Genomic DNA, 17452 nt, shown 5'->3' on the forward strand with positions numbered 1-17452 from the left:
TGAAGGCCTCCCAGGCGCGGTGTGAGCGAAGGCGTGACTCGCGTGATCAGGCACGTGACTCGCGTGACTGGAGGCCGCACTCGGGTGTTCCGCCGCTGATCACGCGAGTTCCGGCTTCGATCACGCGAGTGCGGCCGATCGGTACAGGTGGTCGTGAGTGGCGATTCGGGTTAGAACCCGAATCGCCACTCACGAGGCGGGAACCGTGGTGGGGGCCGCCCCCCTTGAGCGTCCCCCACCACGGTTCGTCCGGCCGGGAACCGGCCGGACGTCATCTCCTGTCGTCGTCCGGCCGCCCGGACAAGGCCGCCAGGGACAGCACCACGACGACCGGCCAGATCACGGCCACCAGCGCGGCGCCGCCGAAGGTGATCGCCGTGATCGAGACCGCCGTCGCGATCAACCCACCGACGGGTGACACGTAACAAAGACCCAACGGACCCAAGAAGAGCGCCCACAGCAGCGCGGCCTTCGCCGATTTGGCGGGCGGCCGGGGCACCGGATACCGCCCCGGCCCGACGACCTCGTGGTCGTCACCCTGATACCACCCGCCCGACATCAGCGGCGGATGCGGCGCGAAGAACGCCGGTCTTCGGCCGAACGCCTTGGGCGTCCGCGGGTTCTGCCCCACCGGCAGGCGGCGGTGATCCTTCGGCCGTCCCATGACACTTTCCGCACTGTGCATGACACCCTCCCCCGTCGCCGGCCCGAGGCCTGGTGAAGTCACCCCGTGCCTGGCACAATTACCGGTCGCGGTTCGAAACTTCCGGGTCGTTCTGCCCACTGACCATGCTGACGAGTCGGGGGAGTGGCTGATGCGTCAAATGGAACACAGCACCGATCCGGTTCCCGGGGAACCGGAGGGCCAGGATGACCGGTTCCTCCGCGGCTGAAAACGGGAGTCTGGGCACCTGGAGGCGGCTGACACCGGCGGAGCAGTCCGCCCTCCGGCGCGCCGGCCACCTGAAAGTGTGGCGACCCGGCCAGATCCTCGCCCTCCAGGGCAGTCCGCCCACCAGCATGTTCGTCGTCCTGCACGGCTGGGTGAAGATCAGCGCCACCAACTATCGCGGCGAGGACGCCCCGCTCGCCGCCCGCGGCCCGGCGGAAATCGTCGGCGAACTGGCCCCGATCAGCGGACTCCCCCGTTCCGCGACGATGTCGGCGATCGACGAGGTGCACACCCTCGTCGTACCGAGGGACAAATTCCTCGGCGTATTACGCGAGCAACCACGTATCGCCGAGGAGATCTTCCGGACCGCGGCGATCCGGCTGCAACAATCCGACCGGTTGCGTCTCGAATCCGGCGGCCCGGATTTCCCGCAACGCCTCGCCGCCGTTCTCCTGGAACTCGCGCTGCAGCACGCCGTCGACTGGACGGCCGGGAAACAGGTCGATCTCCGCTTCAACCAAGGGGAATTGGCGGGCTTCGCGCGGGTCTCGCGCAGCACCCTGATCCGTGGCCTCGACGAACTCCGGCGGCTGGGCGTGGTGCGCACCGCACGTCAGCGCGTCACCATCACCAGCCCTCGCGCACTACGGGAATTGGCGGCCGGACGGCCTCCACCGGCCGCCGAGGCCTGATCCGGCGCGAAATCTCGGCTATCCTGAGCGAGGTTCAACTCTCGCAACCGTTTCACGGGTGGAGGGAATCGGCAAGATGAGTTCTTTCTCGGCAGACACGGAACCGGACATCGAATCCGCGTTGATGGATCTCGACGCGGTCTCCTTCACCGCGTTACGGGAGCTGGACGGCGAAGCCTTCCGCCAGTCGGCTCACCATGTCGTCGAACGCACCACCCTCCTCCGCGCACGCTACAGAAGCAACGGTGCCGGGCAAGGCGAACGGATCGACTGATGCCGGCAGCAGCCGGGTCTCGTCCCGCGTTCCACCGGTTGTCATGGCGAGACTTCGACGCGCTCGCGCGGCTCGACGGCGACGAGGACATGACACGGCGACTGCGACGGGCCGAACGAAGCCGCCGGAAACTGTTGATCCACGCCTTGCTGACCGAAGCCGCGAAGGCACCGGATCATTCAGGCCCGTTACCGCCGCTGGATTCAGCTTGGGAACTCCTCGCCCGTGCCGAAGCACGAGCACCCCGTTCGGTGAACAGGATGCTCACCAATCCGTATACCGGAAGCTGGGCCGGCTACACGACTCGCTTGCTCCGCAACGGAATCGACGGCGTCGGTCCTTTGTGGATGCACCTGGGGCACGCGCACGCGATCGCGGCGGCCGCGGCGATCCGGGCGGAGCTCGACTTCGAGACCGTCATCCCGGCGTGGCACGGCAACGCAATACTCCCTTCACTCGGAATGGCCCGCTTTCCGGACACCGAAACGTTTTCTTCGGTCGTCGTGCGAGGCGCGAACGGCCGGTACTCCGTGTCGAACGCCGACGCGACGATTCATCTGCCGGACGCACCCGACACCGGCGCCCCGGGTTGGTGGGGAATCCGACGGGTACGAAGTCAGGTCGGCGCGCACCGGTTCTCGTTGTGGCTCGACGACGTCGACCCCTATCGCGGGCTTTACGAACCGATCCCACCGGAACGGTTACCGGGCAAGGATCTGGCGGATTGGCAACGGCTGATCGATGAAGCCTGCCGTCTGGTCGCCACCCATCTGCCCGGGTTGGCCCGCATCATGCCGGTGGGATTGGCTTCTTGGTTCCGAAACCCCAGGTGCTCTTCCGGAACCCGAGCGCGTCGACCGGGGAGGCATTCGGCAGCGCGGTCGTCGGATTGCCCACCGACGGGGCCTCCCTCGCCGAAACCCTGATCCACGAGTTCCAGCACATCGTGCTCGGCGGTCTGCTGCACCTCGTCGAGTTGTACGAGCCGGATCCCCGAGAGCGGATCTACGTGGCTTGGCGGGATGATCCACGCCCCCTGAGTGGCGCCCTGCAAGGGGTCTACGCCTTCTTCGGCGTCACCGCCTTCTGGCGCGCACTGGCCAGGGCCGGGACGAGTTCCCGGCGCTCCGGCTTCGAATTCGCCTACTGGCGTGAGCAAACGTGGCACACCCTGCGAGTCCTGCGCGCGGACTCGACGCTGACCGACGCCGGCCGACGCTTTCTCGACGCCATCGCCGAACGCCTCGGGCCCTGGCAGAGCGAGCCCGTCTCGGCGGAAGCGAGCGAACTGGCCACCGCCGCCCGCCGCGATCACAGCGCGGGATGGCGGGCCCGGCACCTGCGTCCGGACCCGTCCGTCGTCGCCGAACTCGCGAGAGCGTGGCTCAGCGGAAGATCGAGGCCGCCCGCGAATCTCGACGCGACAAGCCTTCCTCCGACGCCGATACCGGACGGAGGCTGGTCCCCGGCCAGAATGGACCTCATCCGGCTCTCCCTCGGCGGCGCGGGGCGACCACTGACGGTACCCGGCGCCACCGAAGCTGATTTCGCTTACACCGCAGGCGATCACCTCGAAGCCGTCGAGGGTTACCGGCGGGAGCTCGCCGCGGATCCGGACCGGCCGAACTCCTTGGTCGGGCTGGGCCTCGCGCTCTCCGCCCGAGGCCTCCACCCCGCCGCTCGCGCCTTGCTGCACTGTCCCGAGCTGGTCCGCGCGGTCCATCGGCACTTGCGATCCGGCACGCGGCCACCGACCGTGGAGGATGTCGCCTCCTGGATCGGACAACTCGTACCGGGCTGACTCACATCAGGATCTGGTCGACGTCGCAGTTGGCACGGATACCGCGACCGGCTGCCTGTGTTCCGGGGTGGGCCTCACCCAGGATCCGGCGGTACCGCGCCAGGATCGGGTCGCGGAACGGCGCGGCCTCCTCCGTCCGGCCGAGCGCGGCCAGGTCCAGTCCCAGGTTGAACGACGCCGCCAGGACCACGGGATGATCCTCACCGAGTACCTGCGTGCCACGCTCGATCGCGTCTCGCCCCAGCTCGACCACCCGGTCGAGCTCGCCCACCGCCGCCAGGTCACTCGCCAGGTTGATCGCGGCGATGATGGCATAGGGATGGTCTGGGCCGATGCTGGCTCGGAACTGCTCGAGGGCACGCTCGTCGAGGACGCGCGCGGCCGCGGGGTCTCCCATCAGCCGCAGAGTCACCGCCAGGTTGACGTTGGCGACGAGGGTATGCGGGTGATGCTCGCCGAGACCACGCCGGTACCGCTCGAACGTCTCCTCACCGAGCTTCCTCGCCGCGGCCAAATCACCTGAGTGGCGAAGATCGATCGAATGTGCCAGCGCCGAGGCCATCGTCGTGCCGTGATCGTCGCCATAAGCGAGCCGGAACCGCTTGAGGACCTCCGTGGACAGGCTGAGCGCACCCGGGTGGTCGCCGTCCTTCCTCCTGGCCATCGCGAGCAGGAGTGAGTTACCCGCCGAGTCCAGCTGATCCGGACCGAAACGGGCGATGAAGCTCTCCGTGAGCCGCTCTTGCTGAATCCGGGCCTGGCCGTATTCACCCGCCTCGCGTAAATCCACGTTCCTTCCGCTGTTGACGCTGAAGGTACGGACGTGATCGCGGCCGAGGACCTCGATCCGCCTCCGGAGGGTGTCCTGATCCAGCTCCAGTGCCTCCCGGTAGGCACCGACCAACCGGAGGCTGATCCCATGCTGGAACGCGGCGTAGAGCGTCTCAGGGTCGTCGTCGCCGAACATCCGCCTGGCCTTGTGAAGGATCTCTTCACTCAGTTTGGTCGCTCCCGCGAAATCACCCTGCGCCCGGAGATCGATCGTGATGTTCCGCTGAAGCGCGAAGGTCTCCTCGTTCTCCTCACTGGACATCTGCATGCGCAGGGCGAGAGTGCGCTGGTTGAGCTCCGCGGCTTCGGAGTACCGTCCGATCGCCCACAGGTAGAGCCCGAGCCTCGACGAGACTTCGAGGGTCTGCGGATGGGTGGGGCCGAGGGCATCGGTGAACCGCTTACGCGCTTCGAGACCGAGCCGCGCCGCCTCCTCGTGATCGCCGTACTCGAACAGGTAACGCATCAGGTTGATGTAGAGCTGACGCGGCCAGTCGTTGTCGCAGTCCAGGACGTTCGCCGCGTAGGCGTGCGGCAGCAGTTCGCGGTAGCGCGACCAGTGCCTGCTGGACTCGGGATCATTGGGGTCCAGGGCCGCGAGCAACTGGTGGGCGCCGTGCTGCATGCGCGCGTGCACCTGCCGGGCCATCACCCGGTTGCGCAGCACCAATTGCACCAGCCGGTGCAGCTGAAGCGTGTTGTTCCCGTGGTCGATCTTGGCGAGGCCATAGCGGTTGATGTCCCGGATGGCGCGCGCCAGCTTGATCGGGTCACGGAGCGCGGCGTCGAGCTCGGGCGAGATCGACACCCGGTTGACCCCGGTGAGCAGGTCACGCGAGATCGGTTCCGGGGAGAAGAAGGCGCAGATGTGCAGAATCTGATGAGCCGCCGGGTTGCGGGTCTTCAGCTCCTCGAACGAAACGTTCCACGCGGCGGCGACGGAAACCTCGTTGTCGGGCGCCGAAGCGGTGTCGAGGATTTCCTCGACCGACTCGTCGAACAGACGCAGATACTCCTGCACCGGCATCCCGGTCACCGCGCGCCAGGCAGCAGCCTGCTCCACGGCCAGTGGCAGATCGCCGAGCTTCTCGGCGAGTTCGTCGGCGTCGGCCGGGTCGATCTCCGGACCGCGGCGGCCGAGCAGCTCGACGCTTTCCTCTCTTTTGAACACCGCGAGTTCCAGCGGGCGCGCGATCCCCGCCCAGTCGGAGTTGCGCGAGGTGATCAGGATTTCGCCGGGACCGTTCCGCGGGAAGAACGGCAGCACGGTCTCCGGGCTCTCCGCGGCGTCGAACACCAGCAGCCAGCGGCGGAAGGGACGTCCGGTCCGGAGCGCCTCGATGACCGCGGGGACCGCGACATTGGTCTCCGACGCGCCCTGAAGTCCGAGAACACCGGCGAGTTCGGTGAGACCGGCGCGGATCTGGGTGGTGTGCGCGGCGTCGATCCACCAGACGAGGTCGTAATCCTGGAGATGCCGGTAGATGTATTCGGCGGCCATCTGGGTCTTGCCGATACCACCGAGACCGTGCAGCGCCGAGGGAAGCACGGCGGTGGTACCACTGCTCAACCGCTTCGTGAGCTGGTCGAGCAATTCGTCGCGGCCGGTGAAGTTGGGGTTCCGCGGGGGGACGTTGCCGAAGACGAGCGGCGGGTCGTCGGCCTGACGGTCCGGGAAGTTCCGGGAGGTTTCCGCCGCCGAAGGGTGCACGATCCGGGTCGTCGGCTCGTTCGCTTCGGGCTCATTGAGATAAGACGAGCGTCCCTGTGTCACAGGCGTCGAGGCAGGTGGACGTTCGGCCGTCTCGGGCATCGTTGAGCTCGCAGTCTTTGATTCAGATACGTGTATGAGGAGGACTTGGCTTGCCGCGGCGTTGCGCAGCCGATCCGCACGGGACAGGTACGGCCCGGAAAGGGCGCGCATGAGCGCGGTTTCCAGCTCCACATCGGCCGGGGACTCGTGGGTGAGGTCTGGGTCCGGTGTGTTGTTCGGGTCGGCGATGGCGTCTCGGAGGTGGGAGATCAACCGGATCCGGTCACCGAAATGGGTGGCGGCCACTCGGACGACCTTGGCCGTCTCCGACCGCCGCGCGCCGCTGAGCAGCAGTTCCCGGACTGCCTCGGGAAAAGCGAAGACCCCGTCTGTGTCCCAAGTGGACTTGCCCTCCCTGAGTGCGGGAGCGTACATCATCCCCGAAAGCAAAAGTTCGAGGAGGTGTTCCGGGCCCGCTTCCGGAACGAATTCCTGTCCCACCAGCTTCGCCACGTCGAGACGGACCGGTACCGCCGCGAGCAACTGCGCCAAGCGTAGCGCCGGCGGCGACGCAACACTGCGAAATCGTTGCACTCTTTCGGCGGGTGACAAAGTTACCGGCGGGTCATCGAAATCGGACTGGGAAATCCGTTCCGTGGCGAGTACGACGGTTCCTTCCACGGATTCGTCGTTTCCGCCGGTCATCAGTCCGGCCCACCAGCCCAGCGACGTCGGCCGCAGTTCGAGGACCGGCACCGGGACGAGATGAGCGGGCACTTTCGAGCCCGGTTCGAGCCAGGCGTCCGCGAGGTCGCATTTCCATCTGCCGTTGGGCGCCACCGCGTTCGGCACGCGCAACCGGGCCTTGTGCGGGCTCATCCCGCACCGGCCCCACAGCCAGTGCGGGAGCAGGTGCACGATGCTCACCGGCATCTTCCTGCCCCACCGGGCCAACATCGGGTAGAGCGCGTCCTTCTTCTGCCAGGCGTCACCCACCCCATCGGTCACCAGCAACACCACGCGCCGTCCCGACGAATCGAGGATCTCGTCCGGATCGCGGGCGGGCGCTCCGGGCGTGCCACCACGAAGAACGAGTTTCTCTTCGGTGTCCTTAGCGGTTTCCAACAGGCGGACCTGGATGGTTCGGAAAGCACCCACTTGCCGGAGTAATTCGACGAAAGCCGACACCCTGGGGCGCCACAAGGCCATCGACGGACCGTTGTCGAGGACGAGCGTCAGGTCCAGCCAGCGCTCTTTTCTCGATCGGGTGACCGGCCACCACCGGCCGGTCTCCGCGACCCGGACGGCGGTCGCCACTTCGTCCAGGACCACATTGTTGTGTCGCCGCGAGGCCATCTCTCGTTTCAGTGTTCTCAGTGCGCGGAAGTACTCCAGCGATTCGAGGAGTACCGCTCCCCCTGGCCCGGCGCCGTCCACCGCGGGTTCCGGCAGCTCACCGGGTTTGCCTTCGATCGCGACGTCCTGATCCTCGTCTTCCGCCTCCGGCGGGACGTCCACGAGGCGGGACGGCCCCGGCTCGGGAAGTTCCGGGATTTCCCCGCGGTCGGCGGGTGCGTTACGGATCCGTACTTCCTCGGGCGGCTCCTCGGCAGGCGCGGACCTTCCCTCGGCCTGCCGTGGCGAAATGGCCGCGGCCAGCCACACGATGTCGGCGACGTCGGTCCAGTTCAGGTCCTCGAATCCGAACCGCTTGCCCCCACGTGGAAAACCGGTGTCCCGCCGGTCCGCCACCGGGGCGGAACGCGAGTCGGACACACCGCCCGGCCCGTCCATGTCACCGCACCGTCAGTCGTTGCCACAGGGCGTCCACCAGCCGCGGCCATGCCTCCTGATCCGGCTGGTACGCGCCCGACGTCGCGAGATAGACGGCGTCGAGCAGCCGGTCGGTGGGGAGCCCGCCTTCCGCCTTGCTCCGTTCGGCGAACTCCCGGATGAGCCGGTCGCGGTGTTCACCGTTCTCGCCGACCAGATGACCGGCCACGATCGCGGCGAGCTGCTCCTCGTCCGGGTTCTCGATCCGCAACTGCAGGCACCGGCGCAGGAACGCGGGCGGGAACTCCCGCTCCCCGTTGCTGGTCATGACGACGATCGGGAAGGCGTGACAGGCGATCCGGCCGTCGCGGACCACGGCGGTGCGCTGCGGGTCGGCGGTGTGCACGGTGACTTCGGGATGCCGGTTGCGCACACGGGTCAATTCCTCGATGGAGAATTCGCCGTCCTCGAAGATCGAAAGCAGATCGTTGGGCAGATCCGCCTCGGATTTGTCGAGTTCGTCGATCAGCAGGACGCGCGGCAACCTGCTGGGGAGGAACGCGGTGCCGAGCGGGCCGAGCCGGACGAAATCGCCGATCGGCGGTTCCTCCACCTCGTCCCCGCGCCGGGCCTGACTGGTCGCGGCCGCCTGGACCCGGCCGATCGCGTCGTAGCCGTACAACCCGGAACTCAGCGCGGTATGACTGGTGATCGCCCAGCGCAGCACCCGGCCCAGCCCCAGTTCCCTGGCGATCCGGTACGCGAGGCTGGACTTCCCGGTGCCCGGGTTCCCGGTGACCAGCAACGGGCGCCGCAGATACAGGGCGGCGTTGACCATGTTCAGTTCGGCGGCGTCGGCGTCCTGCTCCGAAAGCGTGAACGCGGTACCGAGACGGCGTTCCGCCTCGCCGTCGTCCGGCGGCGGCACGTCGTTCTCCGGCGGCGGATCACCGCGATAGGACCGCCACGGCGGCGGCGCGGGCAGCAACTGCGCGAGATCGATGTCGTGAATGGGCATCCCGGTGCCCCGGTAGATCCACCAATCGGGTGCGTCGAGCCGAGGGGTCCGGCCGTCCACGGCCGCGTCCTGATCGTTCCCGCTCATCCGCGGTATCCCCTTACAGTCGAGTCGGGATCAACGGCTGGTCCAGAACGATCACGCGTTTGGGGTCGTCCCACATTACCACCAGATCGTGAGCCAGAGAATTCTTGAACGGTACCGCCATACCGGAATTCGCCAGTTTGCGACGATCCGGAAGTTCGTTGAAACCGCTCTCCGCGGCCAATACCCAGTCGAGCAACTCGCGCAGGGTCTCCGGCTCGGCGTCCGGATGCCAGAGCACGACCGGGAGGCCACTGCGGAGCGCGCTCGTCAGTTCGTCCGGCGGCCCATCCGGTTTCGCTTGGGGCGACGGGGGTTTCGCCAATACCAGGCCGACCCAGTGCTCGTCGCTCAGGATGGCGTCGATCGGGTGATCCTCGACCTCCGGGCAACCGGAATAGTGCAGCCGGTCGGCGGCGGGGTCCTTCACCATCGAATCCCAGCGAACATGCCATGCGCGATGCCAATGCCTCGCCCGCATCCTCTCCAAAGAGCGTATTCCGAGACGGTACCCGTAGCGCAACGGCTGGGGCTGACCGGTCTCATGCTCCTTCGCCCACCGCTGCACCGGCAAATTGATCAATGTCCTGGGCAGGAGGAATTCCACCGACGCGGACATGCTCTGACCGGACCAGACCGCCTCGGTCTCCAGGATGACGTCATCGACCCTGAGCTCGACTTCTTCGATTTCGATTTCACGCACGCCGCCGAGGGGCGGCGGCCAGACATCCGGATCGTCCTGTCTCCAGAACGCGAGTGTGCACCGCGTCGGATCAGCGGAAACCGGTTCGAGCATGATCATCAGGTGCAGATGGGGGCGGTCCGGAATCGGCGGCCTGGTCAGCCGCTGATGTCCGAGCGCCGGAGCGAGCCGCAGGGACCGGGCCTGGTTCGCCAGCCAGCCCTCGATCATCGCGTCCGCTTTGCCTTCCGTGTTTTCGGCCAGCAGCCCGAGAAAGGTCAGCGCGGGCGGGATGCCGTCCGGCCCCGCGTTGAAGTCCGTGAGCAGCTGGAAGGCTTCCCACGCGTCGGTGACACCGTCCAGCCGCGGCGGCTGGACCGCGGGGCCGAGCGCACGGCTCACCATGATCGCGAGATTCGGGATCCTCATTCCGGTCAGATGGCGACGCAGGCCCACCAGATCCTTGCGGGGGACCAACTCCAGCACGGGACCGGCCACGTCGGCCGGAAAGAGTTCTTCGGCGCGCACGACCACCGAATCCGCGATGGCTTCCCCGTGCAGCCGTAAATAAGCCATTCCGGTGAACGTCTTCACTGAAACAGGTAGCGGACGGTACAACTCGGGCAACAAACCCGGGTCCTTCTCGATGACGTCCGCGAAGAAACGCTCCGATGAGATGAAGGCGATCATCCGATCGGATTCGGCGAAGGCGTCCTTCACCGGTTGCGCGTCGAGAATGCGGAAAGCGATATCGACCGCGTCCCCGACCCAGCCGTTGTCGTCGCCGATCACTTCGCCGGCGTTGAGGCTCACCCTCAGCCGCATCTGCGCCTGCGGTGTCCGCGTGTGGTTGTACCGGCGGAGGGCGACCCCGAGCCGATCCGGCAGCAGGTCCGCGACCAGGCTTTTGGTCGTACCCGGCGGAAGCAGGACCAAGACGCCGTCGCCGCGGTCCTCGTGCGCGCACGAATCGAAGTCGATACCGCTTTCGGCGAACGCGATCTTCAAGACCTCGTACATGCCCTGGTGCACGGCCAGCCGGTCGAGACGGTTGCGGTCCGGCGCGGTGAACCCCACGACGTCCACCACGACGATCGTGCGGTCGAGAGCCCGCGTCGGTCGCGCCACTGGCCCCCTCCCAAGGTCCACGGCGCCGACCCACCGGCGCCGACCGCCACATTATCGCGTCGACCGGCCCGGAGTTGAGTGTCAATTGACAAATAGGAGGCTGCGATTCGGTGTTAACGCTCGTGAGTGGTGAGGACGGTTGGAACCGTCCTCACCACTCACGAAAGGGGTCAGACTCCGGCGACCTGCTGGATCCAGCTGCGGTAGCGGGTGATGTTGGTGTACGCGGTGTTGTTCGACCGGTCGCTGGTCGAGGCGACGCCGACCTGGCGGCCACCGGAGAACATCGGGCCGCCCGAGTCACCGCCGGCGGTGATGCCGTCGACGCGGTTCGCGCAGACCGCGACCCCGCCGTTGTAGTCGCTGCAGCTGACCGAGTTGACCCGGACGGTGGCGACCTTCAGGTAACGGGACTGGCAGTTGATCTCCGAACCGCACTGGCTGGTCGCGCCCCAGCCGTAGACCTGGACGTTCTGCCCGACGGCGACGTTGCTCGTGGTGCCGAGCGGCGAGTAGGTGGCGTTGACCGAACTGGTCAGCCGCACGATGGCGAGGTCCGCGCCCGAGTGGCGGGTGATGCTCGCCGCGGTGGCCATGGTGCCGCCACTCTGCTGGTCGAGGCTGCCGACGCGGAACGTGTAGCTGCCGCTGCTCGCGACGCAGTGCTTGGCGGTGAGGATGTACTGCGGCGCGATGATCGTGGCGGTGCAGTTCTGCTGGCCGTTCACGAACAGCCGGGCCGCCCAGGGAGCGTTCTGCGCGTACTGACCACCGATGATCATCGGCTGCACGCCCGAGGGTTCGGCGGCGGTCGCGGCGGGGGCGGTCGAGCCGAGCAGTGCCATGAAGGCGGTGCCGGCGAGCAGGACAAGGGAGCGCAGTCGCATGTTCCGACTCATTTCTGCGGCGGGGTTCCCGCCGCTTCAGTGGGGACGAACGCGCTGATTCTGTGTCGTGCCAAGGGAAGCCGGAAACCGACGAAAGTTCGCGTGGGCTACCTATTTATTTCGAGCGCCCGGCGAAGATCACTAGGTAGTCACTCGCCCAGCAGGCGCCAAGCGGTGAGGGCGAGCCTCACCCGCGTCAGGCCGAGCGGGTCGGTCAGATCGACGGACAGGCTTTTGCCGATCTGGGTGAGCCGCCGCGCCACACTGCTGTGGTGCAGGTGCAGGGAATCGGCGGCCTGGCGCACGGAACCCGTGGCGCAGTAGGCGTCCAGCGTCCGCAGATCCTCCGGATCCGCGGCCAGCTTCGTGATCGCGACGACGTCGGCGTTGGCCCGCGTGTCCTCCTCCGGGATCCGCGCGAGCAGCGCGAGGGCGCCGAGATCGCGATAGTGGATCACCGGACGGCGCGCGGTCGTGAACCGCAGCGCGGTCGTCGCGTCCAGCCAGGACCGATGCGGGCATTCGGCGTCGCCGATCCCCGCGCGGACGTCTTCGGGGAACCGGGCCGGATCCACCGCGGCGGCCAGGATGATGCCGACGTCGCCGAGTGACGCGGCCTTGACCGGGCGCCCGTGGCAGATCAGGCCCCCGATCTTCTCGAGCGGGAGCCCGGACCGGACGGCGATCACGCGGATCGGGGCGTCACCGGGGAAACCCAGCAGCCGCAGGGCCCGGTTCCTGGCGGCGTCGTCACTGGCGGAGCTGATCACGAGTTCCACCAGCGCCGGATCGGCCATGGTGGTGCGGGCCGGCCCGTAGCGTTCGACGACCGTCGCCACGGCGATCGCGAGGCGGTCCAGCACCGCTTCGTCGAGGGCGGCGGCCTCCCCCTCGCGTTCCAGCCAGACCGTGCCGATCTCTTCGTCGTCGAGGGTGACGGCCATCGTGATGGACGCGGGCACGGAGGCCGGGGCGGCTTCGCGTCCGTCGGGGGCCATGCGGATGGTGCGCCCCGTGCTGTGCAGCCGGATACCCGCCGCGCATTCCGCCAGTCCCGCGGTGGCGCGGGCGAGCGCGGGGAGGTCGACCCGCCGCCGCATCAGGGTGTCGTAGAACATCACGACCCGGATCGCGCCCTCGACGTCGGGATCCAGATGCGACAACCGCGCGGCCAATGCCTCCATGTCAGCGAGCCTACGCGGCGATCGTCGCACGAAGGGGCGATCACACGCGACGGATGGCGGCCGCCCTCGGGACCGGGAACCGGAAAGATCGTCGTCATGGACCCCGAACTCGAAGCCTTCATCGCCCTGTTCCCCGCGGCGAACCTCGACGACCCGATCGCGGATCGCGAGAAGCTCGCGAAGCTGGCCATGTCGGTACCGCGGCCCGACACCTCGGCCATGGAGGTCGAGGACCGGACGGTGCCCGGCGACCCGGGCGTCCCGATCCGGATCTACCGGCCAGAGGAGGCGCGGGGCGCCATCATCTGGCTGCACGGCGGCGGCTGGGTGATGGGCAACCTGGAGACCGAACACCCTTGGGCGGCGCGGCTCGCCGAGGCCTCCGGCGCGACGGTGATCTCGGTCGAGTACCGGCTGGCGCCGGAGAACCCGTTCCCGGCCGCGTTCGACGACGTCTACACCGTGCTGACCTGGACCGCGGACCACGCGGCCGAACTCGGCGTCTCCCCCGACCGGATCGCGATCGGCGGGCACAGCGCGGGTGGCGGGCTCGCGGCGGCGACGGCCCTGCGCGCCCGCGACGAAGACGGCCCGCGGATCTGCTTCCAGCTGCTCAACCAGCCGGGGCTCGACGACCGGCAGGAGTCGTGGTCGGCGCGGAACTTCACCGACACGCCGTGGATGAACCGCGCGAAGATCACCGCCGCGTGGGGGCACTACCTGGCCGGAAAGCCCGCACCGTCGCCGTATGCCGCCCCTTCGCGGGCCACCGATCTCTCCGGGCTGCCGCCCGCGTACGTGGCCTCCGCCGAACTCTGCCCCAACCGCGACGAGAACATCGAGTACGCGCTCCGTCTGCTTCAGTCGGGCGTTTCGGTCGAGCTGCACCACTGGCCGGGCACCTTCCACGGGTCACAGGCGATCCTGTCCGCCGAGGTGTCCCGCCGCCAGATCGACGAGCTGGGCGGCGTCCTGCGCCGCGCGCTGGCCGAGTCATGACGGCGCCTACGACAGCCCGGCTGCTGCGCCCGTTCGCCGGGAGTTTCGCCGCCGTCGTCGTCCTGCAGATCATCGGCGCCATCTCGGGGTTGGCGCCGCTGCTCGCGGTGGTCGAGCTGGGCCGGGCGCTACTGGCGCCCGGCCCGGTCGACGAAGGCCGGGTCTGGACCGCGGTGATCGTGGGCGCGGCCGGATTGTTCGTCCGGCTGGTGCTCACGGCCGCGTCGTCCGGGATCGGGCATCTGCTCGACGGCCGGGTCCAGCTCACCTTCCGCCGTCTGCTCGCCGAACGCCTCGGCCGCGTGCCGATCGGCTGGTTCTCCGGACGTCGCACCGGTGAGCTGGCCAAGGTCGTCGGCGAGGACGTCGGCGCCGTGCACCCGTTCATCGCCCACACGCCCGGCGAGCTCGTCTCCGCCTTCGTCGTCCCGCTGGTGTCGCTGGGCTACCTGCTCACCATCGACTGGCGGCTCACCCTGATCACGCTGATCCCGGTCGTGCTGGCGGTGGCGCTGGTGCCGTTGATGATGACGCCCTCCCGGCTGCGCGAGCAGGAGGAGTTCGACCGCGGTATGGCGGGGATCTCGGATTCGGTCGTCGAATTCGTCCAGGGCATCGCCGTGGTCAAGGCGTTCGGCGGAGCGGGCCGCGCCCACCGCAGGTTCCGCACCGCCGCGGACGATTTCGTCGCCACCTTCACCCGATGGGTACGGGGGATGGCCGGGCCGGCGGCGGGGATGCAGCTGGCCTTGTCGCCGCCGTTCGTCCTGCTGGTGGTCCTGATCGGCGGCACGCTGCTGATCACCGGCGGCGGCCTCGCCCCGGTCGATCTCCTGCCGTTCCTGGTGCTGGGCCTGGGCTTGACCGCCCCTGTGGCCGCACTCGGCCACGGCTTCGACGAACTGCAGGCCGCTCGGCGCGCGATCGGCCGGATCCGCGACGTGCTCGGTGTGCGACCCCTGCCGGAACCGGAGAATCCCCTTGTGCCACAAGGGCATCGCGTCGAGCTGCGCGACGTCCGGTTCGGCTACGAGGCCGACCGTGAGGTCCTGCGCGGCATCGACCTGGTCCTCGAACCGGGCACCGTCACCGCTCTCGTCGGTCCGTCCGGCGGCGGGAAGTCCACTTTGGTCAGTTTGCTGCCGAGGTTCTTCGACCCCACCGAAGGAAAGATCCTGCTGGGCGGCGTCGATCTGCGCGAGATCAGTGGCGAGGAGCTGTATCGCAAGGTCTCCTTCGTGTTCCAGGACGTCCGTCTGCTGCGCGCGTCGGTCGCGGAGAACATCGCGCTGGCCGTGCCGCACGCCGATCTCGACGACATCGTGCGCGCCGCCCGCCTGGCGAACATCCACGACCGGATCCTCGAACTGCCGCGCGGCTACGAAACGGTGCTGCACGAGGAAACCGGCTTGTCGGGCGGGGAAGCCCAGCGGATCTCGCTGGCCCGCGCGCTGCTCGCCGACACGCCCGTCCTGGTGCTCGACGAGGCCACCGCGTTCGCCGACCCGCAGACCGAACTGGCCGTGCGCCGGGCTCTCGCGACCGCACGGGCCGACCGGACGATCCTGGTCATCGCGCACCGGCTGGAAACGGTCGTCGACGCCGACACCGTCGTACTACTGGACAACGGCGTCATCGCCGAACGCGGCAAGCCCGCGGAACTGCTGACCCGGAACGGGGAATTCGCCGCCTTCTGGCGTTCCCAGCACGCCGCCGAACCACAGGGGGACCCTCGATGATCCGGATGTTGCTGAGCGTCCTCGGCCCCGAACACGCCCCGCCGGTGCGGCGGACCGTGGCGCTGATGACGGTGACCGGGGTCGTCGAAGGGCTGTCCTACGCGCTGCTGGTCCCCTTGCTGCGGGCGCTGCTCGGGAGCACTCCCGGCAACGCCGTCCCGTGGCTGATCGCGTTCGGCGCGGCCTTCTCGGTGTTCGCGATCCTGCGCTACCGCGCCGATCTCTCCGGCTTTCGCACCGGGACGACGTTGCTGCGCGGGATGTACCACCGGCTCGGCGACCATCTCGCCCGCCTGCCGATGGGCTGGTACGGCGGGAACCGGGTCGGCGAGGTGTCGGCGCTCGCCGGACCGGGTGTCCTGCGGGCGATGAGCGTCATCGCGCATCTGCTCGCCCCGTTCGTGGCCGCCTGCGTCACCCCGCTGACGATCGTGTTCGTGATCCTCGCCTTCGACTGGCGGCTGGGGCTGGCCGCGCTGATCGCCGTCCCGGTCGTGGCGGTGATCCAGGTGCGGACGGGTCGTTCGTCGGCCGCGACCGACGAGGAGGCCGCCCGGCGCGGTACCGAGGCGACCGGCCGGGTGATCGAGTACCTGCAGGCCCAGCCGGTGTTGCGCGCCGGAGGGCGGGCCGAGGAACGCTTCCGGCTGCTCGACGACTCGCTGCGAGAGGTTCAGCGGGCGAACCGCCGGTCCACCCTGTCGGCGCTGCCCGGGGTCGTGGGGCTGACGTTCACGGTGCAGGCGCTGTTCACCGTCCTGCTGACACTGGGCGCGTTCCTCGCGCTCGGCGGGCAGATCGGGGCCGCCGAGGTCGTGGCGATCCTCGTCCTGGCCACGCGCTGCGCCGATCCGCTGCTCTCGCTGACCGACATCGGCGGCAAACTCCGCGGCGCGCGTTCGGTGCTGGTGCGGCTCGACGCGCTGCTGCGCACCGAACCGCTGCCGGAACCGCCGGAACCGGTCCGGCCGGAGCGGCACGATCTGGAGTTCGAGTCGGCCGCCTTCACCCGCGGCGGCCGCGCGGTGCTCGACGGCCTGTCACTGACCGTCCACGAAGGACAGAAGCTCGCCCTCGTCGGCCCTTCGGGCGCAGGGAAGAGCACGGTGCTGCAGCTGCTCGCCCGGTTCCACGACGTGGATTCGGGCGCGGTGCGCGTCGGCGGGGTGGACGTCCGAATGATGAGCACCGACGATCTGATGTCCCGGATCGCGATCGTGTTCCAGGACGTCTACCTCTTCGACGGCACGATCGAGGAGAACGTCCGGCTGGGCCGTCCGGACGCCGGCGACGCCGAGGTGCGGGCCGCGGCGACGGCGGCCCGCCTCGACGAGGTGATCGAACGGCTGCCCGGCGGCTGGTCCGCGAACGTCGGCGAGGGCGGCGCGTCGCTGTCCGGCGGGGAACGCCAGCGGGTGTCGATCGCGCGCGCCCTGCTGAAGGACGCGCCCATCGTGCTGCTCGACGAGGTGACCTCCGCACTCGATCCGGTCAACGAAGCGGCCGTCCACGAGGGGATCGAGCGGCTCATGGCGGGCCGGACCGTGGTGATGGTGGCGCACCGGCTGCGGACCGTCGAACGTGCGGACCACGTGGTCTTCCTGGACGGCGGACGGATCGCGGAGGAAGGGAGCCACGGCGAACTGGCCCGGCTCGGCGGCCGGTACGCCGGATTCCTCGAACCGCAAATCGCTTGACGCCGCCGGGCAACGGCA

At 68.6% G+C, this 17452-nt stretch carries 13 protein-coding genes; 7 read left to right on the forward strand and 6 right to left on the reverse strand.

The features are described from left to right. Window positions 1–271: 271 nt before the first annotated feature. A complete protein-coding gene (locus tag DMC64_RS26030; RefSeq protein WP_125735650.1) occupies window positions 272–685 on the reverse strand; it encodes a hypothetical protein in 414 nt (137 codons plus the stop codon). Between the two features lie 185 nt (window positions 686–870). On the opposite strand from DMC64_RS26030, the gene DMC64_RS26035 reads away from it, so the two are divergent. The 4 genes from DMC64_RS26035 to DMC64_RS43335 are packed head-to-tail and all read left to right on the forward strand — an operon-like array spanning window position 871 to window position 3659. Further along, on the forward strand, window positions 871–1584 hold the full coding sequence (locus tag DMC64_RS26035; RefSeq protein WP_037346295.1) for a Crp/Fnr family transcriptional regulator: 714 nt from the start codon (window positions 871–873) through the stop codon (window positions 1582–1584). A gap of 58 nt (window positions 1585–1642) precedes the next feature. Then, complete coding sequence (locus DMC64_RS26040) at window positions 1643–1858, forward strand: hypothetical protein (protein WP_125735651.1); 216 nt, start codon at window positions 1643–1645, stop codon at window positions 1856–1858. Continuing rightward, window positions 1858–2784, forward strand: a complete 927-nt coding sequence (locus tag DMC64_RS43330) for a hypothetical protein (protein WP_233629811.1) — start codon at window positions 1858–1860, stop codon at window positions 2782–2784. The genes DMC64_RS26040 and DMC64_RS43330 overlap by 1 nt, the downstream gene beginning before the upstream one ends. Further along, a complete protein-coding gene (locus tag DMC64_RS43335; protein WP_233629812.1) occupies window positions 2670–3659 on the forward strand; it encodes an HEXXH motif-containing putative peptide modification protein in 990 nt (329 codons plus the stop codon). Before DMC64_RS43330 ends, DMC64_RS43335 begins: the two co-directional genes overlap by 115 nt. Window position 3660: 1 nt before the next feature. Here DMC64_RS43335 and fxsT read toward each other — a convergent pair whose 3' ends face one another. From fxsT to DMC64_RS26070, 5 genes are all read right to left on the reverse strand, one after another. Then, window positions 3661–8037 (reverse strand): FxSxx-COOH system tetratricopeptide repeat protein, encoded by a 4377-nt coding sequence (gene fxsT / locus DMC64_RS26050; RefSeq protein ID WP_125735652.1) that lies wholly within the window; start codon window positions 8035–8037, stop codon window positions 3661–3663. Window position 8038: 1 nt separating this feature from the next. Beyond that, entirely contained in the window at window positions 8039–9121 is a 1083-nt protein-coding gene (locus tag DMC64_RS26055) for a MoxR family ATPase (RefSeq protein ID WP_125735653.1), read from the reverse strand. Between the two features lie 13 nt (window positions 9122–9134). Next, window positions 9135–10928, reverse strand: a complete 1794-nt coding sequence (locus DMC64_RS26060) for a hypothetical protein (RefSeq protein WP_125735654.1) — start codon at window positions 10926–10928, stop codon at window positions 9135–9137. Window positions 10929–11098: 170 nt separating this feature from the next. Continuing rightward, a complete protein-coding gene (locus DMC64_RS26065) occupies window positions 11099–11815 on the reverse strand; it encodes a trypsin-like serine protease (RefSeq protein WP_125735655.1) in 717 nt (238 codons plus the stop codon). Between the two features lie 149 nt (window positions 11816–11964). After that, entirely contained in the window at window positions 11965–12999 is a 1035-nt protein-coding gene (locus DMC64_RS26070) for a CdaR family transcriptional regulator (RefSeq protein ID WP_125735656.1), read from the reverse strand. Between the two features lie 96 nt (window positions 13000–13095). On the opposite strand from DMC64_RS26070, the gene DMC64_RS26075 reads away from it, so the two are divergent. The 3 genes from DMC64_RS26075 to DMC64_RS26085 are packed head-to-tail and all read left to right on the forward strand — an operon-like array spanning window position 13096 to window position 17434. Continuing rightward, entirely contained in the window at window positions 13096–13998 is a 903-nt protein-coding gene (locus tag DMC64_RS26075; RefSeq protein ID WP_125735657.1) for an alpha/beta hydrolase, read from the forward strand. Next, window positions 13995–15737: an ABC transporter ATP-binding protein gene (locus tag DMC64_RS26080; protein ID WP_125735658.1), complete on the forward strand. Its 1743-nt coding sequence runs from the start codon at window positions 13995–13997 to the stop codon at window positions 15735–15737. Before DMC64_RS26075 ends, DMC64_RS26080 begins: the two co-directional genes overlap by 4 nt. Next, on the forward strand, window positions 15734–17434 hold the full coding sequence (locus tag DMC64_RS26085) for an ABC transporter ATP-binding protein (protein WP_125735659.1): 1701 nt from the start codon (window positions 15734–15736) through the stop codon (window positions 17432–17434). Before DMC64_RS26080 ends, DMC64_RS26085 begins: the two co-directional genes overlap by 4 nt. Window positions 17435–17452 lie beyond the last annotated feature (18 nt).

It is taken from the genome of Amycolatopsis sp. WAC 04197 (genome assembly GCF_003947475.1).
GTDB lineage: Bacteria > Actinomycetota > Actinomycetes > Mycobacteriales > Pseudonocardiaceae > Amycolatopsis > Amycolatopsis japonica.